Here is a 21,077-nt window from a genome sequence, read left to right as displayed (position 1 = left end):
GATGCAATTTAAAGAGAGATAGATGATAGAAGCCGATCGTATTATTCATGCTGAGCCTCAAGGTGTTGAGGCGTATGAAGAGCAGATAGACAGAGCCATGCGTCCTAAATTACTCGATGAGTACACGGGACAGGATGCGACTCGAGCTCAACTTAAGGTGTTCATTCAGGCGGCTCAGAATCGTGGTGAAGCACTGGATCACATGTTGATCTATGGACCGCCAGGTTTAGGTAAAACCACCTTGGCTCTGATAGTAGCCAATGAGATGGGAGTCAACATCAAGTCGACCTCTGGACCGGTTCTCGAAAAAGCGGGAGATTTAGCTGCGCTGCTTACAAACCTAGAGCCAGGTGATGTGTTATTTATCGATGAGATCCACAGACTCAGTCCCGTAGTCGAAGAAATCCTTTATCCGGCGATGGAAGATTATCAGCTGGATATCATGATAGGTGAGGGACCTGCAGCGCGTTCGATTAAACTCGATCTGCCACCATTTACCTTGATCGGTGCCACAACTCGGGCCGGAGCATTAACCTCTCCCTTAAGGGCGAGATTTGGTATTCCTCTGAGACTCGAGTTCTATAATGTTAAAGATCTCAGCACCATAGTGACCCGCTCAGCCAAAGTACTCGAGCTTCCTATTGACGATGAAGGTTCACTGGAAGTGGCAAGACGCTCTCGTGGTACTCCTCGTATCGCTAATCGTTTATTGAGACGGGTGAGAGATTATGCTGAGGTTAAACATGACGGTGAGATCAATAAGCGTGTTGCCGATCTGGCTTTAGAAATGCTCGATGTCGATGTTGAAGGTTTCGATTATATGGATAGAAAGCTTATGCTAGCTATCATAGATAAATTCATGGGTGGTCCGGTCGGACTGGATAATTTGGCTGCAGCCATAGGTGAAGAGCGGGAAACCATAGAAGATGTGCTGGAACCTTTTCTGATTCAACAAGGTTTTATACAGAGAACGCCCCGCGGACGCATAGCGACTCAACGTGCCTATCAGCACTTTAATATTATTCAGCCAGAGAATAACTAACTCATAGAGTTTATAAACTTAAACGGCTATTGAACAGTGATGAAACCCATCATTGCTCTTCGATGGTTAAGGTATATTGCGGGTATTTTTGTCCCGCGATACTTTTTTTCCCCGCCACCACCTTAGCACCTATGTCTAAATACACGCCGTTGACTCCAGGATTGGTTAAACCTGATACAGGGAAGCTTTTATAGGTCTTATTCTTGTATCTTAGTCTGAAGGTTTTTAGGTTTATCTTAGTTTCATTGCTAAGCTGAAAAAAATCAATCGTGATAGGTAAACTCGTGTCTGAGGTCACCAGATAACGTCCCTGATGATAATCATTATCAAATAAGGTCGCATTGGTAGCATTGCCTAATTGACCCTTCCAATTAATAACCACAGTTGTATTTCCAGTCAGGTTTTTTATCACTGCGGGGTACTTCAATGCCTGTATTTCTGTGATGGTTATCTGAGCTTCAACTCCAGCTATCGGATACATTAAACCAAACAATAACATTGTCTTATATCTGAATCGTCTAGAGCATAGATTCTTCGGGTCTGCTGCCTGAACCTGGGGATTAATCATCTGCATAAGTGAATCTCTTATTATTATTATTATTATTTTGATGCTTATATACTCATTAAGCATTAATGAAGACTCCTGCGTACTCAGATAGTAAGTCATATTTTGGACGATTAATAAAGATGAATTTTAGCCAGCTGTTATGTGTCTATTAGCTGTAAAATATGTGAAAAGTGGAGTTAGCTAGTCATTTATGCCTTAGGTGCTATTTATGACGTTTCTATTATTTTGTCTAGGTATGATTTTTCTTGCATATATATTGTGACAATAGATTTATATAAAAAATAATAAAAACTTCATCGTGTATTCAATGCTTTACATTTTTAGCTGGCCAGGTTGTGCGTATGCAACACTTGTGAATAAAGTGTTGCTAAATATTTCAGTTTTGTTAGTGTAGCAATGAGGCGCTAATCAAAGTGCCTTTTAAACATCGACTTATGCCGTTCAGGGAAGAAGTAAATCAGATAGAATAGAACGAAATGGATGGTTCGTTCGCATAAGAGAATAAAATAACTAAAAGTACTCTTTGGGAAGCTACTATGAATAAGAAAATACTCCTTTCAACCTTGATCGCCTCAACATTTTTACTGTCTAGTCAAGCTAATGCGGAACAAGCAACTGGCGTAGCTAATTTTAACTTGGTTTATCCAATCACAGTGAGTGAAACTACACCAATGCAATTTGGTGATGTTTCTATCTCTCAAGATGGAACTTGTGATCTGGATTATGCAAACACAACCACAGGGACTAACTGTGTCGCTGGCGGTGCAGCAGCAGCTTCTGGTACTTTCACCATTCAAGCTACCGATGGTCTGGTGAATATTTCGCTTTCTGGCGCCGATACTACAATACCAGGCGTGACTTTTACGCCTACGATTGCTAGCCCAACAGTTTCAGTTGCAGCAAACACGGCAACTCTGACAGTGGGTGGAACTCTTGCTATTCTGTCAGCTTCTGCCACAGCTGCGTCACATAATTTAAACTATACAGTAGATGTAATTTACTAAGATTGACTGCCCTTATTTACCTCTCCTGATGATGTTTTACCGGGAAGGGGTAAGGGCAAGATTTTGCTCGTAGTAAGCTAACTAAGAATAAGCTGAAACACTCAATATGTGGTTTCATATAATCTAGCTGGGCGATGTAATGAATAAATATTTTATAGGCTGCTTTGCAGCCTTATTTTGTAGTTTTAATCTAGATGCAAATCTACTGGTTTCTCCAACTCGTGCAGAACTCGATGATGCCAGTCATCGCAGTAGCGTATTTTCCTTGGTGAACAAGGGCTCGAGTACGGCTCGGTATAACATCTATTTCGAGGATAAGCTGCAACTGGCTGAAGGTGGTTATCGTACCGTTGAAGGCACTAAAGCCACATTAACTAAGTTTGTTCGATACTCACCAAGGCGTGTGACCCTAGAACCTGAGCAGGGGACTCGTGTCAGGATGGCGGTTAGATTGCCTAAAAACACCCCAGCCGCTGAGTATCGCAGCTACATTGTTTTTCATCAGATCCCTCTAACACCAGCCGTTGCAAGTCAATCCAGTGATGACAAGGCTGAGACCTTTAGCCTTTCGGTTACTGCCTATATGCGGATCTCAATTCCTGTCATCTTAAGAGTCGGCGAGCTTAACGGCGAGGTGACGATAGATGAAGTCACAAATGAGAATGCCCAAACCAGTCTCAATGTCACTCTCATTCGTCATGGACAACGCAGCACTTATGGTGATATTGAGTTATTTGTTGAAACGAGCTTAGATGGCAAGATTCAACTTGAAAGTGTGGGCAGTGCTAAGAATGCGGCCATCTACACAGAACTTAATCAAAGAAGCTTTTCGGTAAACTTATCTAGAGAGCTTAAGAAGGGCACTGAAGTCATTATTCGTTATACGGAAAGTAAGACTATTAAGGATGCAAAAATCATTGAAAAACGCATCGTTATTTAGTGATGATAAATACGTCTTGATATGAATTCCCCAAGCCGAAATGAGCATAAAAAGAAAAAACATGGGTTGTTATGGCTTATGTTTTTTTTGTTTTTTATCTTACTGTTATTCGGTTTTCTGTTGCAGTTTCTATTACCTGATTCTCTCCCAAAAAATGTATCTAGTCTTAAGTTTTCCTTCGATGAAACGCGGAGAAAAACGGTCTCCTATAAAGAAAATAACCAGCAAGATGTGATTGGAACCGAGTTGTTATCTGCAAACTTGCCAGATGATGCTTATGCTGGGCTTAATACTCAAGTTGAGTTCGAGAGCGATGAGCTTGGGGATGTTAGGGACGCAAAAATCATCCCGGTCGTCTTAGTTCAGTCCTTAGTTCAGCCCTTAGCTTCGAAGCCGATGCAAGATAACAAGACCCGCCAAGCGACTCAATCGAGAGTCATTCAGGGAGAAGTTATTGTAAGCTCGAAGCAGGCTCAGACAAGTCTTATCTCTGATAAAAATGGGCCGCTAGAGCAGGTACAAATACCAGTGCAATCGACCAAGGCCGGTACGCTAGCTTGTGGTCAGCCTCTGTCAGTTTCCTACCAAGAGATAGCAGCCGCTCAGGACCTGTTTATTATCAGTCAGCTTAAATATGGCAAGTTGATCATGAGCGACGAGTTGTTTGCTTATCAAGAAGAGGGCAAACAGTACCTTCCTATCCAACTTCTAGCCGAATTGCTCATGCTGCCTATTCAATTCGATGCCGACACAAGAAGCATCAGCGGTTGGTATATCTCTCCTGAAAAAACAATCGATGTCAGCAATAACTTAATGATGTTTTGGGGCTATGGGGATGACTGCAGCTCAGGTGAAACCAAAGTATTCTATGATGAGTGGGATCTCTATATAGAGAGTAGAGTGATAGCGCAGATGTTTGGCTTAGAGATAATATTTGAGCCCTCAAGACAACGTTTCTCTATCGCTGAATCGTTGTCGGTCCCGCTTTCTCTGATACAGGCAAGAAAAAGAAGGTATGAGCTTTTTACTGCACAGCAAAATAACAGTAATAAGTTAATGATTAAAGAGATCGAAAGAGAAGATGCCTTGATAGGGGATCTTGCCATGAGTTTAGACCTCGGGATTGTTTCCCAAAAGAAACTCGATATTAAAAAATCACAAGTAGAAGGGTTTATTCAAGCTAGAACCGATATAGCAGGGCATAATGTTTATCTAGGTTATTCTTGGACTGAAACTAATGAAGTGGTTAATGCCTATGTAGAGAAGACGTTAGTGGATACTTGGGTTAAACATTACCGTATTGGTAGCGTAGAGTCCCATTCAATGCCGCTGATATCTGATTCAAGTGAAGGCGTCGGCATTAGAGTGACTGCGGGTGAAGGGGTAACCGAGGATTTTCGTTTTATCACAGTGGACGGTGAGGTTGAGCCTGGTTGGGATGTAGAACTTTACCGCAATAATAGTTTGGTCTCAATTCAAAGAGTCGGTTCCGATGCCCGTTATAGATTTACTCAGGTGCCTTACTATATGGGGCTCAATCAATATCAGTTACGTTTCTTCGGTCCGAATGGTGAGACCAGAAGCGAATCTTTTAGCAAGATGTTGGATAATTCAGTACTAGAAAAGGGCAGCCTGGGCGTTAGTTACGGGTCCATGGTGAGAGATCAAGATGATCTGCAGCAACATTATTTAAATGCCAATTGGGCTGTGACTGATAACCTTACAACAGGAGTATCCATTGTTAGACAGGAGATTGCAGAAGATACCTGGTTAACTATCCCTAAGATCAGTATTAACCTTTTAGGTGAAACCAATCTTGTTCAGGTTAATTATGCCGATACTGGTGATGGCTTTGCCACCGGAGTCATAGTGCAGGGAAGTGGTGGAGATATTGACTGGTTAGCCGATTGGGAGCTCTTCGATGACTTTGTCAGTTGGGGAAATCCAGATGATAGGGTTAATCAGCAAGCGAAACTGAATTTAAGCGGCAGCTTTGACACCATGGACTTAAGCTGGTCGTTTTCAGGTAACTGGAAAGATCATAGGTTAACCAGAGATTTCCTACAATTCAATACTAGGCTCTCAGGACATTATCATAGGATCTCATACAGCAATGATCTCAGATGGCAATCTTCTGCCAATGAAAATAGGATTTACAACCGAGTCGCGGCATCGGGACGAATGCAGAATTGGTATTTAAGAAGCTATCTTGACCTAGCCATTACACCTGAACTCGAGGTGAGTCAGTGGGCGGTTAATGCTAATTCATCCATAAGTGAAAGGCTTAATTATCAGGTAGAATTGAAGTATCACCCGCAAAATGATGATCCTCTCAGTGTTCGTAACTCCATTTCCTATCTGTTTGATCATAGTGCATTGCGTTTTGTGGTAGATAATTATTCAGATGGCGACTGGTTTGCACAACTAAAGTGGAATACTTCACTTCTATGGCAGCCGGAAACGAACCTATGGCTGCTAGACAGAGTCAGTCATCTCAATACTGGCGCCGTTAAAATTATCGCATTTCAGGATGATAATGCTGACGGTGTGTTCAATGATAACGAATTAGCCATAAGTGGTTTAAGCTTTTCAGGCCATAGTCAGTCAGAGAATATGACAGATAAAAATGGTGAGCTGCTGATAACCCATCTTCAAACGACCAGACCTCAGCGTCTGTTACTCAAGGAGTCGAGTCTTCCAGATCCTTTCCTTGTGCCCTCGGCGATAGCCATCACTGTGAACCCGCATCCTGGAAATATTCAAGACATCTTATATCCTGTTTTATACACTGCAGAACTCGAAGGTCATGTGATGAGCCTAATTGGTGGCAAACTCGCATCGGCGACGGGGATGTTAGTCATACTAAGAAACCAAGCACTGAATCGCGAATACAAGACGAGAGTAGAATATGATGGTGTTTTCATATTTGACCGTGTGATACCTGGTCGATATAAAATATTTATCGAAGACAAGCTAAGAGCCGAGCTGGTTCTAAAACCCGGTGATTATGTGGAGTTAGAGAAGATCACCCTAGATTAAGCATCTAGGTATTTGATTGAATAAGATGGTTTATACGGCTTTTTTCGGCAGCAAAAACATTTACTTCCTATAATGAAATCAGACATATCCTTACTGGTTTTCTATGTTAACAAGTTTTATTCTCGCATCAATCATTGGTCAGGCAAGCTTTAATCTTGTTGTGCCACTGCAGATCACCGAAACTCAAACCATTAATTTTGGCGATATTGCTAACCTAGTTTCGGCGCGATGTAAAGTGGCTGCTAATCTAAGAACGGGCGCTGCTTGTGTGGAGTCAGAATGGGACACTGGCGTGATCCGAATAACTGCAGAGGCTGGAGAGAGCGTAATAATACAAGTATCAAGCGTGATGGCAGAAGGCATGAGTTTCATTCCAATACTCGCCAATGGTACTCAATCCGATGTGTATCTTGTTCAAAATGGTTTTTTAGATATATCCATAGGTGGGGAGTTAACTCTTCAAAAAACTCTAGGACTGAGTCTATATACCATTAGTTATATGGTCGAAGTGAACTATCAATAGTTAACATAATTGAAAATTAATACAGTGTTAACTTATTTCCCTCATTAACTCATCTCAATGACGTCTATTATTATTAATGTTTAGCTGAAACGTTAAATACAACTCTGTTACAAGTGTGAGTGTTATTTAATAGTTGTGTTGCGCGGTCGCGATAATGGCCAGTAACTATGTTTATTTGTATCGAGGTGTATCTTGAAATTATGTTGATACTTATTTAAATGTAAGTGGATTTACGATTATTAGTCATAATCTCAATTGCTAATCTAATACTATTAGAATTGAACTTAGTCAATAAAACTACAGTATGCCATTCTATATAAGTTTAACTTCACATTGAGTGTGACCTGCGTCACACTTTCGCTTGTTATGTCGGTTGCGTAACTGTTAACTGATTGCTGGCTTGAATCACTGCTTAGTTAGTATTAACTGAATTTAAATCCTGTCTCGTAACATTTTTCTGTATACCTTATTTATCAACCCCTCGAATTACTCACTGTTCATTATCATTTCATTAACGGTTGGTTATCTATGGTTAAATAAAATGAAGGTTGACTGAATTATCGTGACACTATATTTTCATTTCCAACATTATCAATATCAATTAACAGTTATGTACATTATTGATAAATAAAATGATGATTAACGAAAATAAAAATAACGAAAAAAACAAAACTCAGTAAGGGAGTGGTTTATGATAAGAACATCGTTGCATTCGAGCAGTAAGTTGTCACAAGCAATCAAACTTGGATTAATGGTATCGGTTTCAACTAGTGCATTTACAGTATCAAATACAGCATTTGCACAAGATGAAACAGCTAATGTAGAGCGCATCTCAGTCACAGGATCCCGCATTCAACGTCAGGATATGGAAACGGCTTCACCGGTTACCGTTATCGACGCGGCAACAATTAAAGCAGAGGGTTTCACTTCTGTAGACCAACTGCTACAAGCACAGACTTCAATGGCTGGTGCTGCTGTTGGTTCAAGCACCAACAATGGCTCAGACGGTGTTGCTCAGGTTGATCTTCGTGGTATGGGCTCACAACGTACTCTAGTATTACTAAATGGTCGCCGCATGGTGAATTCAGGCTCTGGGGCTGATAGTGCTGTTGATCTTAACTCCATTCCAATCGCTATGATTGCACGTGTAGAAATTCTAAAAGATGGCGCATCGGCAGTATATGGCTCAGATGCCATCGCCGGTGTAGTTAACATCATCACCAAGAAAGATTTCGAAGGTTTCCAGATTGATGTTACTGGCGGAATGACTGATAAGAGCGACGGTGAAAACGGCGAAATCAGTGCGCTTTATGGCTTTAATACTGATACAGGTAACTACACATTCGGTGCTGCTTACTCTGAGCGTCGTGGCGTTGTTCAGTCTGATCGTGATTGGACAGATCCAGGTGCTAGCTCATTTACTCCCAATGGCGGTATTGTTGGTAATAAGTTTGATGAAAATGGAAACGTTATCATAGGAGAGAACGGAAAACCTGTACAGGAAGTTAAAAATAATAATGGTGGAACTTGGGTCCCACAAGAGCAAGGTTACGATTATACCCAAGACAGTTTCTATCAGACGCCAAGTAAGCGCTACAGCTTGTTCGCTAACATGACTCAAGAGCTTGGCAGCGATATGGTGCTAACCGGTGATATTCTTTATACCAAACGTAAGTCACACCAGCAGATGGCCCCTCAGCCTGCTAACCTGGACCTAGATGTTTGTGAAGCCGGTGATGATCCTGCAGGATGTGTAGAACTCGACCAAGATATGATAGATGCAGGGATCACGCCAAATGACAAAGGCCAAATTAACTACAGAAAACGTATGACTGATGTCGGTCCTCGTATTTATACTCAGGACACTGATACATTACGCGTCTCTGCTGGTCTAGCTGGTTCAATTGATGTTAATACCGGTATGGACTGGGATGTTTCTTATACTTACGGTAAAAACAAGGCTGAAACCGCGGTAGAAAACTCGATCAATGCATCAATCATGACAGATGCAATCTATGCAGATCAAGATGCTTGGTTTACAGGTCAGCCGATGACAGATCAAGCCTTGCTCGATAGTGTCGGTTACACTGAAGAAGCCGATGGTGGTAATGAGCAACATGTGATATCTGCTGGACTCACAGGTGAGTTATTTGACCTTGATGCAGGTGCTGTAGCATATGCTATTGGTGCAGAATACCGCTATGAAAGTGGTTACTATAATCCTGACCCAATCGTTGTCGCCGGTGAGAGTACTGCAGCCCAGCAAGATCCTACCGATGGTAACTACAGCGTAATTTCTGTGTTCCAGGAAGTTAGTGTGCCATTTACTGACAAGCTAACCGGTGAATTCGCACTGCGTTTCGATGATTATTCAACATTCGGTAACGCATCTACATGGAAGATTGGTTTAACATACGCGGCGACAGATGACTTGATGTTGCGTACCGTTGCAGCAACAGGCTTCCGTGCTCCTAGCGTAAGCGAGCTATACGGTGGAAACTCAGGTTCATTCGATTACCTAGTTGATCCTTGGGCTAATGAGCAAGACCCACAGATCTTAGTTATTCGTACTTCAGATGAAGATCTTAAACCTGAAGAGTCTGAGTCTTACACTGCTGGCTTAGTGTATTCACCCAGCTATGTTGATGGAATGTCTCTTACACTTGATTACTGGCGCTTTAAAGTCACCAACGCGATTGCCCGTATGGATACTCAAAATGGTCTAAATAACTGTTATGCGGGTGACCAAGCAGCATGTGAAGCCTTCAATATTGGACCTAACGGTGATTTAGATAACCTAACCAACACACTGACTAACGTAGGTTACCAAGATACTAGCGGTATCGATTTTAACTTAGCGTATAGCTTTGAGGCGTTAAGCTTAGATTGGACAGTTAGCAATGACACCACTTACTTGCTCAATTTTGAGCAAGATGGTGTTGATTATACCAACACCATAGATGGTAACTTCGGTGCATACGCTCAAGTACGTAACAACTTCAGCATCAAAGCTGGCCAAGATGATTGGAATGTCATGTACTTCAACCGTTATATCGGTGAGATGGATGATTTAGGCGCGGGTACTAAAGTTGATTCAATTCTTTATCACAATGTTTCAACCAGTTACTTCATCAATGATACTTGGATGGTAAGCGCTGGTGTTAAGAACTTGACTGACGAAGAGCCATCAAGGGTTTCTAACGGCAGTGACGGTGGAACGGTACCAGAAGTTTATGACACCGTGGGTCGTCAATACTATGCTGGTGTGACGGTGAAGTTCTAATCTCTGTGGTTTAAATCAAAAAAGCGCCTGTGGGCGCTTTTTTTGCTTGTCACACTGTTAATTAACCTAAGCCTTTAGATGCCGAGCTCATCTGGATGAGTTCAATCTTGTAGCCATCAGGGTCTTCTACAAAAGCAATTTCTGTGGTTCCGCCAGCCACAGGGCCTGGGGCACGAACAATTTTTCCGCCTGCAGCTTCTATCGCCTTGCAACGTCCATAGATATCTTCTTCGCCTATGGCTAAGTGACCAAAGGCATTACCCATCTCATAGCTATCGGTATCCCAATTATGGGTTAGCTCTATGACGCCTGCACCTGTCGATTCTTCAGAGAAACCAACGAAGGCGAGGGTATATCGATATTCGGTATTTTCAGACTTTCGCAGCAGCTTCATACCCATAACTTGAGTGTAGAAGTGAATACTTTTTTCTAAATTGACCACACGGATCATGGTGTGTAAAAATTGAGACATTGTAACCTCGGTAGTTTTTAATAATTAGAATTATTAGCGTTCTTATAATCATTGAATCTGAGATCTTCGACAGATTGATCTGATTACGTCTAAAGCAAATTAACCTAGGTGCAGATCACACTTTGATGCTCTCGTGATGTGAATTTCAGTCATTTCTTAAGATAATGAGCCAAGTAGTAATGAACTATATTGACACTGAATAGGAAAGTGAATGAATACTGAATTAAAAATGGCATTTGGTTTGAGTGCAGTTATCGGCGTATTTAATCTATCTTCTTTATTAGGATGGTTTAACGCTTATTCTTAAGTGTTAATTATACCTATTAGTATGAAAAAGCCGCATTGCGGCTTTTTCAGTATTTGCACCACAGACTTAGTCGAAATCGCTAAGCTGATCAATCCTCTGGATAAATCTTCTCTTTAAATTCACATAAATCTTCTATCAAGCAACTGCCACATCGTGGTTTTCTTGCTATACAAGTGTACCTGCCGTGAAGAATAAACCAGTGGTGAACATCCACCATAAACTCTGCCGGGACGACCTTTAACATCTTTTGCTCTACCTGATCGACATTTTTTCCCATGGCAAACTTGGTTCTGTTCGCGACTCTGAATATATGGGTGTCTATGGCGATAGTAGGCCAGCCAAAAGCGGTATTGAGCACCACGTTAGCCGTTTTGCGTCCCACTCCGGGTAGAGACTCCAAGGCCTCTCGGTCTTCAGGAACTTGACCTTGATATTTCTCGACTAAGATCCCACAGGCTTTAATGACATTGATGGCTTTATTATTATATAAACCTATGGTCTTAATGAAGGTTTTCAGGCCATCTACCCCTAAGGCATAGATGGCTTCAGGGGTGTTGGCTACCGGAAATAATTTATCGGTTGCCTTGTTGACGCTGACATCGGTAGCTTGGGCTGAAAGGGTAACCGCAACCAGTAATTCAAATGGGCTGGAGAAATTCAGCTCAGTCTCTGGATGGGGATTGTTCTCTCTGAGGATCTCTAATATCCGCTGACGTTTATCTTTATTCATATATGTTCTTATTATTATGTGTCACTGACAGCATTAGCTTACTTTAGTAATTCTGGCTCGTTTCACTGGTACTTCCACTGTAACTTCAGGCTGCTTGTCTGCGATTTTTTTATCGATAACATTCTTAAGAGCGATCAAAAAACCCATACCGATAAAGGCGCCAGGTGGGAGCATAGCCAAGAGGAAACTCGTTTCAAAATGCCAGAGATGGACCGTGAGTCCCGCTGCCCAATCACCCAGTAACAGATCGGCACCATCGAATAAGGTCCCTTGTCCCAAGATCTCTCTGCAGGCACCGAGTATGGCTAAGACGATTAAGAAGCCGAAGCTCATCATAAAACCATCGAAGGCTGATTTTGCCACAGAATTTCGTGATGCAAATGCTTCGGCACGGCCGATAATGACGCAGTTAGTCACAATCAAGGGAAGGAAGATCCCCAGAGACAAATAGAGTCCATAAGCGTAAGCGTTGATGAGTAGCTGCACACTCGTGACCAAGGCCGCTATGATCATTACAAACACAGGAATTCGGATCTCTTTTGGTACAAAGTCTTTCACCAAAGAGACTAAAATATTAGAGCAAATCAACACCAACATGGTTGCCAAACCTAAGCCTAAGGCATTCGTTAAGGTGGCTGTTACCGCTAATAATGGGCACAGACCTAAGAGTTGTACTAGGCCTGGATTGTTCTTCCATAGACCCTGAGCTGCAATCTCTTTATATGCACTTAGGGCACTGGTTTTTGAATCCGTGGTTATATCGACTACGGGCTCATTTGATGTATCGACATTCGATCCATTCATCGGTAATCAACCTCACAGTTTGCAGGACGTTTAAGTAAGCTCTCACTATTTTCATTAAAATATATCAGTGCCTTACGTACGGCTTTCACATAGGCCCTAGGGGTTATTGTTGCGCCGGTAAATTGGTCGAAATCGCCGCCGTCTTTTTTAACATTCCAATGTTTATCAGTGTCAGAATCTAGTCTCTTTTGATTGAAGCTGAGTACCCAATCAGATTTTCTCAGGTCTATTTTATCACCTAGCCCAGGCGTCTCGGTATGGGAAAGTGTTCGTACCCCGAGGACCTTACCGCTACTGTCGATGCCGATGATCAATTTAATATCGCCATTGTAGCCATCTGGAGCAACAGCTTCTATGGCGATGGCTACAGGGACCGACTCTTGCGTGGCGATATATGAAGGCAGAGGTATATCTATGCCTAAAGCCTCCTCATTGTGGATCAAGATGCAGTACTCGGCCAGTTCATTGTCATGCATACTGTCTGGTATGAGTTGATGCAGCGTACGTTTTAATTCTAGCTGTTGTTGCTGTTTAATTTTATCGGCAGTCCCATAGTTAACTACGGCCACAAAAGCTGTGCATAACAGAGCGAATAGTCCCAGCAAAAAGCCGTTTTTTAAAATTGATGTCTTCATATGTAATTCTCTGTATTAGCTTCTTGATCTGTGACCATAAGTTCTGGGCTTCATATAGTGATCGATGAAAGGTGCACACAGGTTGGCGAGTAAAATGGCAAAGGCATAAGCATCTGGATAACCGCCATAAGTGCGTATGATATAGACTAAGACACCGATTAAGGCGCCGAACAAGAGTCTTCCCCTGACGCTGGTTGCTGCGGTGACGGGATCGGTAGCAATGAAAAATGCAGCCAACATGCTTGCACCAGAAAACAGGTGGAATAGGGGGCCTGCATGGGTATCAGGATTGAGAAGAAACCCTATGCTTGAACAGATGTAGAGTGCTCCTAAGAGTCCTACACTGATATGCCAGCGGATCAATTTCATCTTTATCATGGCAAGCCCACCGGCGAGATAAGCCATATTGACCCAAAACCAACCGACACCATAGCCATCACTAAAAATAGATTTAGTGAAACTTTCTGTACTGGTTAATCCCATCGCGAGATCTGTTTTCAAGGTATCCAGAGGGGTGGCCATAGTCATGCCATCGAAGCCCATCTTGTAGGCACTTATTTCCACTTGGCTTGCGCCGATAAATACCATATGTAAACTGGCTAATATATCCAGAGGCTGGCTTGCTATGACATTCGGAGCTACCCAAGTCGTCATCTGAACGGGAAAAGAGATCAGTAGCATGACGTACGCCGCCATCGCTGGGTTAAATATGTTGTGCCCCAGTCCACCATAGAGATGTTTAACTATGATGATCGCAAACATAGCGCCCATGAAGGTTAACCACCAAGGCGCAAGCGGAGGAACTGCAATACCGATAAAAAGGGCGGTCAGTAAGGCACTGTTGTCCTTTAGCGTGGCTAATACGGGTCTCTTCCTTAACCTTAACACGCTAGCCTCACAAAATAGCGCGACAGAGATGGCAATAAATAGCTGAATTATGGTGCCCCAGCCGAAAAAATAGCATTGTACTGCTACGCCAGGTAAGGCACACAGTAGCACTCTTTGCATCAAGGTGCTGGTCTGGAATCGACGACTCAAGTGAGGCGAAGAGGCAATCTTAAATGCCATTAATTAATCCTTATCATCTTCTGTTTTGGTGCCGCCGGTATTAAGGGCCGCTTTTTTGGCTTTAGCCTTGGCAACAGCGGCTGCTATTCTGGCTTTCTTATCGTCGATAGGTGCAGTGACTTGATCAGCATCTTGCTGAGCTGCAATTTTCTTCGCCTTGGCTTTAGCGATAGTGGCAGCAATTCTGGCTTTCTTATCATCGATTAACGGTGGTGATTTGACTGTACTAATATCGACTTCATCAGCGATTGACGGTGCCTTGACTGTACTTGTATCGGCTTTATCAAGGCTTAACTGAGCTGCAATTTTCTTCGCTTTGGCTTTAGCGATAGTGGCAGCAATTCTGGCTTTCTTATCATCGATTGCTGGTGATTTGACTGTACTAATATCGACTTCATCAGCGATTGACGGTGCCTTGACTGTACTTGTGTCGGCTTTATCAAGGCTTAGCTGAGCCGCAGCCTTCTTCGCCTTGGCTTTAGCGATAGTGGCGGCAATTCTGGCTTTCTTATCATCGATTAACGGTGCATTGACTGTACTTGTATCGACTTCATCAGCGATTGACGGTGCCTTGACTGTACTTGTGTCGGCTTTATCAAGGCTTAGCTGAGCCGCAGCCTTCTTCGCCTTGGCTTTAGCGATAGTAGCGGCAATTCTCGCTTTCTTATCATCGATTAACGGTGCATTGACTGTACTGATGTCGACTTCATCAGCGATTGATGGTGTCTTGACTGTACTTGTATCCGCATCATCTTTTTGTTTCAAGGCCGCTTTCTTCGCTTTTGCACGGGCCACAGCTGCTGCAATTCTGGCTTTCTTGTCATCGACAGGGGCACTTATTGCACTGTTGTCGACTTCATCAGCTATTGGTGGTGATTTGACTGTACTTGTATCCGACTCATCTGAGCCAATACCATCAGCAGAACCTTGTTTTAAACCTGCTTTCTTCGCTTTAGCACGCGCCACAGCTGCAGCAATTTTAGCTTTCCTGTCGTCAGCCGGTGCTGTTGACTCCGGGATTGAACCTGGAGTAGGTATTGCCTTGTCGGTAGCAGCGGCTTTCTGTGCAGCCTTCTTGGCTTTGGCGCGGGCCACAGCGGCGGAAATGTCTGTGCGTTTACTCTGACTCTTAGTATCTGCATCTGTTCCAGTACTTGACGAGTCAGTCGCTTGAGATTGAGCCGCTGCTGCAGAAGCAGCTTCTTTCTTAGCTTTAATTTTTGCCATTGCAAGAGCGACAGCATCTTTATCCGATGTGGACATGCTTGCCTTGCGCCTTGCAGCTGATGTTTTTTGCTTCTCTTCTCGTGCCCGTTTTTCATCTTCGAGACGTTGAGTACGAAGATCGAATCTTTGTTTAGCCAGTTCTGCCTGTTTCTTCTCTTCGGCTTCGGCTTTTATCGCAGACTTAGCGATACGATAATATTCTACGAGAGGAATTTCACTGGGACAGACATAAGTACAGCAACCACATTCGATGCAGTCAGCTAAGTTAAAGCTAGTGGCTTTATCGTATTCTTGAGCCTTTGCATGCCAGAATAACTGCTGAGGGAGGAGCTGGGCCGGACATACCTGAGCACATTCGCCACAACGTACACAGGGGATCTCTTTCTGCTCTGGTGCTAATTCGTCGCTGGCTGGCAAGAGCACACAATTAGAACCTTTCAGTGTCGGGGCATTATCGTTATGTAAGGCATAACCCATCATAGGTCCACCTATGATCACCTTATCATGTTCGTTGCCTATGAATTGAGTTTGGCTCAAGACATGAGATATTGGGGTACCGATTGGGATCCAATAATTACCAGGCAGCTGGGTGTTCTCACCAGTGACCGTAACAACACGCTCAATCAGAGGGTAATTACGCAGAACGGCCTCATTGATGGCATAAGCTGTTGCAACATTCTGCACCACTATGCCAAGTTGAGCTGGTATGGATCCCGATGGGACTTCTTGCCCCGTCAAAATCTGAATAAGTTGTTTTTCACCTCCAGATGGATAAAGTGTCGGGATACTTGTGATCCTGACGCCATCTTTCGGCAGAGAGCTTCGATTCAACGCGTGCTGCATCTCTTCTATAGCTTGTGGCTTATTGTCTTCAATGGCGATAATGAGACGTTTGGGAGTCAATAATTTATGAATGATGGCGATGCCATTGAGGATCTCATCACTTTTCTCACGCATGATCATGTCATCGGATGTAATGTAGGGCTCACATTCAATGCCATTGATGATGACTAACTCAATATCACTGGCTGGGCTGAGTTTAATATGTGTCGGAAAAGCTGCGCCGCCTAAGCCCGCAATACCCGCTTGTTGTATTTTAGTCAGCAGTTGCTTATCGGTTAACTGGCCAACTTCATCCGCAGAGAGTGCCTTATGAATATTCCCATCTTGAGTATCGAGTCCATCGGCTTTAATGACGCAGCTCATTACTTCTAATCCTGAAGCATGGTTACCTGGGCGCTGTTCAATACGCGATACATGACCCGAGGTCGGAGCGTGGGCCGGTAGATGGCCAAAATGAGTGCCCTTGGTGAGAACGGCACCTTTAGCGACATAATCACCTTGTTTTACGATTAATACTGCAGACTCACCAATCTGAGGCAGTGGGACTACATACTCATCTGCTAGGGGCAAGGTCTTGATCGGTGATCTGTTAGAGAGGGTTTTTCTCTCTGGAGGATGAATTCCGCCGGTTGACCGCCAAAGTGTCCCTTTATCAATTTGTTCGAATAAAGTTAGCACTTCACATCCTCATCTATGGTTCTTACTGGGATAGCGTTTAACTTCCAATCCCAGTTTTTGATATTTTGTGTCACAGGTAGCATGTCGATGCAATCGACAGGGCAGGGCTCGACACATAGGTCGCAACCCGTACAGTAATCAGTAATGACGGTATGCATTAACTTACCGGCGCCTAAGATGGCATCAACAGGACAGGCCTGAATACACTTAGTACAGCCTATGCATTCGTCTTCACGTATGTAGGCGACTTTCTTTACCTGCACTTCTTCGGTCGCGGTCAAAGGTTCGGGATCAACCCCAGCCATATCCGCTAGCTTTTCCATGGTGGCGGTGCCGCCGGGAGGACACTTATTGATCTTGTCTCCATTGGCTATGGCTTCTGCATAGGGACGACAACCTGGGTAACCGCACTGGCCACATTGCGTTTGAGGCAGTAGAGCTTCGAGTTGATCCACCAGAGGATCGCCTTCAACTTTAAATTTCTCTGCTGCGAAACCCAGTAAGAGACCAAAAAAGAGTGCGAGGACCGTCAGCAAGATTATTGCGATAAATATTCCAGACATGACTATTTAACTAACCCCGTGAATCCCATAAATGCCAGTGACATCAAGCCCGCGGTTATCATAGCAATGGCTCCGCCTCGAAAGGGCAAAGGAACATCCGCAGCAGCGAGACGCTCGCGCATGGCTGAGAATAGGATGAGCACGAGAGAAAAACCGACAGCGGCACCAAAACCATATACAGCAGATTGGAGAAAATTATGTTTTTCATTGATGTTGAGCAGAGCTACACCTAATACGGCACAGTTTGTCGTAATAAGTGGCAGGTAGATCCCGAGTGCCCGATAGAGGGATGCACTGGTTTTTTGCACCAGCATTTCAGTAAATTGCACCACTACGGCGATAACCAAGATGAAACTCATGGTTCTAAGGTAATTTAGGTCAAATGGCAGTAGCAGGTATTGATTGACCAGGTAACTTAATACCGAGGCTAATGTCAGCACGAATGTTGTCGCCATTGACATGCCTATGGCAGATTCAAGTTTGCTGGATACCCCCATGAAAGGGCAAAGGCCAAGAAATTTTACTAATACAAAATTATTGACCAGGACTGTGCCGATCAATAATAGGAGATACTCACTCATCTCATTTCATTTTTGGGAATAATTATTAGTGCTATTATCGGCTTTTCCTGTGCCAGAAACAACACATAGAATACAAGGTTTTAAATAATTTAGTTATATTTTTAAAAACCGATTAATTAGACCCCAACAACTGTATGGCTTGGGGTTGGGCGATGTAATATCCTTGTAAGCCATCGATCAGCATTTTTTCAAGGGTGAGTTTCTCTTCTTGTCGCTCTACACTGGTGGCGATGACCCGAATACCCAGCCTACGGGAGATATCTACTATCATCTTAATAAAAAACATATTGTTGGTATCTTTCTCGATGGATTCTGTATAACTCCCGTCGAGTTTGATGAAGTCTGGCCGCACTTCTCTGAAGAACTTAAATGAAGTGAAGCCCATACCAAAGTGTTCAACTGACACTCGAGCACCGACACTGTGCATGACTTGAACAAATTTGTAACTGGCGGCTAAGTTAGATTGCATCCCAGCTTCATTGGTTTCAAAAACGAGTCTTGCTGCGATATGACGTTTCATTACCAGTTGATCTTTTAACCAGGCAACGAATGAGTCTTGCATTATGGATGATGAGCTTATGTTTATCCCATACGCCCCTTCAAGTGACGGGGTATCCATCAAGATTTTTAGTGTGTTCATCACAATCAATTTATCTAACTCTAAAATCATGCCATGACGTTCAGCCATGGCAATAACGGTTGAGGTAGGTAAGAATTTGCCTTCACTATTATAAAAACGAGAAAATAGCTCTCTATAGACTTTCACTTCGGTTCGACAGGGGAGTATGGGTTGCTGATAAAATTTGATTGCACGTCTCTTTATCAAATCTTCGATAGCAAGTTTCCAGCGAGTATCACCGTAGACTTCATCGCCATTAAGCTTATCTTGCATATGAAAACAGTTAGGGCCTAAGGTTTGTGCGATGCTGACGGCTGTATCACCTAAGGTGAGTAAGTTCATAGGCTCACTATCATGCTGATAAGGGATGAGGCCAATATGTGCAATGGAATCGGTTTCTAACGTTTGCTGGTATTGGTCAAATAAAGACTTCAAATTTTCTAGAAATGGAATGCCATCTTTGAGAATAAGATCGGGAATGAAAACGGCAAAATCGGCAGTCGAGATCCTATAGCATTGTGAATTTGGATATTTATGAATGGCTTTCCTTATGCAATCAGCAACTTCAGCCAGATAATCATCACCGGCGGAGCGGCCATGGTTTTGGTTTATTTGCCCAAGCTCACTGGCTTTGATCATCGCTAAGAGGCCAATCTGCTCTTTGCCTAAGGTGGTGAAGGATTCGAGCTTCTGGGTGAATTTAACTCTGGTTTCAAATCCCGTTATAGCATCTTCAAAAGCAACTCGCTTTAATTTTTCATTTTCTTTCGCTAATTCATCTGAGCGATGTTTAAGTTGTAGTTTACAGTTTCCTAGGGCTTGAGCTAAGGGATGAAGCTCAAAGGATAGCTTTGATGATGCTAATGCATCGTATGACTGGTTAGATAAATTGTCTATGTAGTTGGCGGCATAATTGATGGACTTTTTAAACCTGCTCATAACCAGCAGGTAGAAGAAGGCAATTAAGAGATAACTCAGCCATAAAACTGACAAGATTTGTATAAACCTGTGTGTTGTTTGCTTTATTAAATCGTCTGCATAAACTTTAACTTGTAAGCGTCCGCTACTGACATCACGTGTATCGGGAAGATCTATAGGAAAGAGACGAGTCAGAAAACCTTGTTCTTCCGGAAAAAGTGAGCCTTGAGTCAAATTGTACTTGCTATCTTCTTTATGAATGTATTGAAAAAACTGAAATGAGATATGCTTATTTAATTGAGCTAACAGGGTTTTGCCGTTGTTTTCTGAAAATGTGGTGTTGGCGAAAACAGCCTGATAATTTGCGAGTCTTTGTTGTGATTTTACTTGAAGAGAGTGATTGCTGTCTAGATAGACAAGGCTTGTGATACCTGCAAAGAGGAATAATAAAAAGGCATGAAAGAGTCTAGATAAGCTCATAGGAGTTCCGTTCGCCAAGATAGAATACATGTATTATTCTAGTAAATTCTGAACGTTATTCTAAACTTAAATGAGTATAAATAGAAAGGGCTTGTTAAGAAAGGGTGAAAAAGATGGCTCCCCGGACTGGACTCGAACCAGTGACATACGGATTAACAGTCCGCCGTTCTACCAACTGAACTACAGGGGAATCGTTTTTCTTTTTACATATTACGCTTAAAATGGCTCCCCGGACTGGACTCGAACCAGTGACATACGGATTAACAGTCCGCCGTTCTACCAACTGAACTACAGGGGAATCGCTTTAATCTTGGAACTAAACTACTTAATTTAAATGGCTCCCCGGACTGGACTCGAACCAGTGACATACGGATTAACAGTCCGCCGTTCTACCAACTGAACTACAGGGGAATCGCTTTAAACATGGTACTTATAACTTAATTTAAATGGCTCCCCGGACTGGACTCGAACCAGTGACATACGGATTAACAGTCCGCCGTTCTACCAACTGAACTACAGGGGAATCGCTTTAAATAATTTTCTTGAATGAATGGCTCCCCGGACTGGACTCGAACCAGTGACATACGGATTAACAGTCCGCCGTTCTACCAACTGAACTACAGGGGAATCGCGTTTTCATTCAAATCAGTGTTCTATTAAAATGGCTCCCCGGACTGGACTCGAACCAGTGACATACGGATTAACAGTCCGCCGTTCTACCAACTGAACTACAGGGGAATATTTTAACCAGAA

General features: G+C 43.0%; 16 protein-coding genes and 6 tRNA genes. 6 read left to right on the top strand and 16 right to left on the bottom strand.

The features are described 5' to 3' along the window. The first annotated feature begins 22 nt into the window (after window positions 1-22). Entirely contained in the window at window positions 23-1,042 is a 1,020-nt protein-coding gene (gene ruvB / locus SVI_RS11170) for a Holliday junction branch migration DNA helicase RuvB (RefSeq protein WP_013051625.1), read from the top strand. A gap of 49 nt (window positions 1,043-1,091) precedes the next feature. Here ruvB and SVI_RS11165 read toward each other — a convergent pair whose 3' ends face one another. Further along, complete coding sequence (locus SVI_RS11165; RefSeq protein ID WP_157608690.1) at window positions 1,092-1,616, bottom strand: hypothetical protein; 525 nt, start codon at window positions 1,614-1,616, stop codon at window positions 1,092-1,094. Window positions 1,617-2,146: 530 nt separating this feature from the next. Between SVI_RS11165 and SVI_RS11160 the strand changes: the two genes are divergently transcribed. The 5 genes from SVI_RS11160 (at window position 2,147) to SVI_RS11140 (ending at window position 10,399) form a co-directional block, all read left to right on the top strand. Further along, complete coding sequence (locus SVI_RS11160) at window positions 2,147-2,614, top strand: VCBS domain-containing protein (protein ID WP_013051623.1); 468 nt, start codon at window positions 2,147-2,149, stop codon at window positions 2,612-2,614. A gap of 139 nt (window positions 2,615-2,753) precedes the next feature. Then, complete coding sequence (locus tag SVI_RS11155; RefSeq protein WP_013051622.1) at window positions 2,754-3,554, top strand: fimbrial biogenesis chaperone; 801 nt, start codon at window positions 2,754-2,756, stop codon at window positions 3,552-3,554. A gap of 78 nt (window positions 3,555-3,632) precedes the next feature. Beyond that, window positions 3,633-6,593, top strand: a complete 2,961-nt coding sequence (locus SVI_RS11150) for a carboxypeptidase regulatory-like domain-containing protein (protein WP_157608689.1) — start codon at window positions 3,633-3,635, stop codon at window positions 6,591-6,593. Between the two features lie 103 nt (window positions 6,594-6,696). Beyond that, complete coding sequence (locus SVI_RS11145; RefSeq protein ID WP_041419887.1) at window positions 6,697-7,116, top strand: hypothetical protein; 420 nt, start codon at window positions 6,697-6,699, stop codon at window positions 7,114-7,116. A 691-nt stretch (window positions 7,117-7,807) separates the two neighbouring features. Continuing rightward, window positions 7,808-10,399, top strand: coding sequence for a TonB-dependent receptor (locus SVI_RS11140; RefSeq protein WP_013051619.1), 2,592 nt, complete (start codon window positions 7,808-7,810; stop codon window positions 10,397-10,399). 61 nt (window positions 10,400-10,460) lie between these two features. On the opposite strand, the gene gloA is transcribed toward SVI_RS11140, so the two are convergent. The 15 genes from gloA to SVI_RS11065 form a co-directional block, all read right to left on the bottom strand. Continuing rightward, a complete protein-coding gene (gene gloA / locus SVI_RS11135) occupies window positions 10,461-10,871 on the bottom strand; it encodes a lactoylglutathione lyase (protein WP_013051618.1) in 411 nt (136 codons plus the stop codon). Window positions 10,872-11,266: 395 nt separating this feature from the next. Then, the gene (gene nth, locus SVI_RS11130) at window positions 11,267-11,908 is read right to left on the bottom strand and encodes an endonuclease III (protein WP_013051616.1); all 642 of its coding nucleotides are present in this window, start codon (window positions 11,906-11,908) and stop codon (window positions 11,267-11,269) included. A gap of 33 nt (window positions 11,909-11,941) precedes the next feature. Beyond that, complete coding sequence (locus tag SVI_RS11125) at window positions 11,942-12,712, bottom strand: electron transport complex subunit E (protein WP_013051615.1); 771 nt, start codon at window positions 12,710-12,712, stop codon at window positions 11,942-11,944. Further along, window positions 12,709-13,347, bottom strand: coding sequence for an electron transport complex subunit RsxG (gene rsxG / locus SVI_RS11120; RefSeq protein WP_013051614.1), 639 nt, complete (start codon window positions 13,345-13,347; stop codon window positions 12,709-12,711). The genes SVI_RS11125 and rsxG overlap by 4 nt, the downstream gene beginning before the upstream one ends. Before the next feature lie 15 nt (window positions 13,348-13,362). Further along, window positions 13,363-14,415 carry an electron transport complex subunit RsxD gene (gene rsxD, locus SVI_RS11115; protein ID WP_013051613.1) on the bottom strand — a complete coding sequence of 351 codons (1,053 nt, stop codon included), beginning with the start codon at window positions 14,413-14,415 and terminating at the stop codon, window positions 13,363-13,365. 3 nt (window positions 14,416-14,418) lie between these two features. Further along, window positions 14,419-17,163 carry an electron transport complex subunit RsxC gene (gene rsxC / locus SVI_RS11110; protein WP_013051612.1) on the bottom strand — a complete coding sequence of 915 codons (2,745 nt, stop codon included), beginning with the start codon at window positions 17,161-17,163 and terminating at the stop codon, window positions 14,419-14,421. Further along, entirely contained in the window at window positions 17,157-17,726 is a 570-nt protein-coding gene (gene rsxB / locus SVI_RS11105) for an electron transport complex subunit RsxB (RefSeq protein ID WP_013051611.1), read from the bottom strand. The genes rsxC and rsxB overlap by 7 nt, the downstream gene beginning before the upstream one ends. Before the next feature lie 2 nt (window positions 17,727-17,728). Beyond that, entirely contained in the window at window positions 17,729-18,307 is a 579-nt protein-coding gene (rsxA, locus tag SVI_RS11100; RefSeq protein ID WP_013051610.1) for an electron transport complex subunit RsxA, read from the bottom strand. A gap of 112 nt (window positions 18,308-18,419) precedes the next feature. Then, complete coding sequence (locus SVI_RS11095) at window positions 18,420-20,324, bottom strand: EAL domain-containing protein (RefSeq protein WP_013051609.1); 1,905 nt, start codon at window positions 20,322-20,324, stop codon at window positions 18,420-18,422. Between the two features lie 114 nt (window positions 20,325-20,438). Further along, window positions 20,439-20,514: transfer RNA gene (locus SVI_RS11090), tRNA-Asn, on the bottom strand. A gap of 32 nt (window positions 20,515-20,546) precedes the next feature. Continuing rightward, window positions 20,547-20,622 (bottom strand) — tRNA-Asn (locus tag SVI_RS11085). 37 nt (window positions 20,623-20,659) lie between these two features. Then, window positions 20,660-20,735, bottom strand: a tRNA-Asn gene (locus tag SVI_RS11080). A 36-nt stretch (window positions 20,736-20,771) separates the two neighbouring features. After that, window positions 20,772-20,847: transfer RNA gene (locus SVI_RS11075), tRNA-Asn, on the bottom strand. A gap of 28 nt (window positions 20,848-20,875) precedes the next feature. Beyond that, window positions 20,876-20,951: transfer RNA gene (locus SVI_RS11070), tRNA-Asn, on the bottom strand. A 35-nt stretch (window positions 20,952-20,986) separates the two neighbouring features. Next, window positions 20,987-21,062: transfer RNA gene (locus SVI_RS11065), tRNA-Asn, on the bottom strand. Window positions 21,063-21,077 lie beyond the last annotated feature (15 nt).

It is taken from the genome of Shewanella violacea DSS12, from assembly GCF_000091325.1.
GTDB classification, from domain to species: domain Bacteria; phylum Pseudomonadota; class Gammaproteobacteria; order Enterobacterales; family Shewanellaceae; genus Shewanella; species Shewanella violacea.
This window is presented reverse-complemented; position numbering and strand designations above follow the sequence as displayed.

Coding starts and splice junctions, on each gene's coding strand:
- ruvB (WP_013051625.1), top strand. CDS start 23: ATGATAGAAGCCGATCGTATTATTCATGCTGAGCCTCAAGGTGTTGAG.
- SVI_RS11165 (WP_157608690.1), bottom strand. CDS start 1,616: ATGCAGATGATTAATCCCCAGGTTCAGGCAGCAGACCCGAAGAATCTA.
- SVI_RS11125 (WP_013051615.1), bottom strand. CDS start 12,712: ATGAATGGATCGAATGTCGATACATCAAATGAGCCCGTAGTCGATATA.
- SVI_RS11140 (WP_013051619.1), top strand. CDS start 7,808: ATGATAAGAACATCGTTGCATTCGAGCAGTAAGTTGTCACAAGCAATC.
- rsxA (WP_013051610.1), bottom strand. CDS start 18,307: ATGAGTGAGTATCTCCTATTATTGATCGGCACAGTCCTGGTCAATAAT.
- rsxD (WP_013051613.1), bottom strand. CDS start 14,415: ATGGCATTTAAGATTGCCTCTTCGCCTCACTTGAGTCGTCGATTCCAG.
- SVI_RS11145 (WP_041419887.1), top strand. CDS start 6,697: ATGTTAACAAGTTTTATTCTCGCATCAATCATTGGTCAGGCAAGCTTT.
- nth (WP_013051616.1), bottom strand. CDS start 11,908: ATGAATAAAGATAAACGTCAGCGGATATTAGAGATCCTCAGAGAGAAC.
- SVI_RS11155 (WP_013051622.1), top strand. CDS start 2,754: ATGAATAAATATTTTATAGGCTGCTTTGCAGCCTTATTTTGTAGTTTT.
- gloA (WP_013051618.1), bottom strand. CDS start 10,871: ATGTCTCAATTTTTACACACCATGATCCGTGTGGTCAATTTAGAAAAA.
- SVI_RS11095 (WP_013051609.1), bottom strand. CDS start 20,324: ATGAGCTTATCTAGACTCTTTCATGCCTTTTTATTATTCCTCTTTGCA.
- SVI_RS11160 (WP_013051623.1), top strand. CDS start 2,147: ATGAATAAGAAAATACTCCTTTCAACCTTGATCGCCTCAACATTTTTA.
- rsxG (WP_013051614.1), bottom strand. CDS start 13,347: ATGAAGACATCAATTTTAAAAAACGGCTTTTTGCTGGGACTATTCGCT.
- SVI_RS11150 (WP_157608689.1), top strand. CDS start 3,633: ATGTTTTTTTTGTTTTTTATCTTACTGTTATTCGGTTTTCTGTTGCAG.
- rsxB (WP_013051611.1), bottom strand. CDS start 17,726: ATGTCTGGAATATTTATCGCAATAATCTTGCTGACGGTCCTCGCACTC.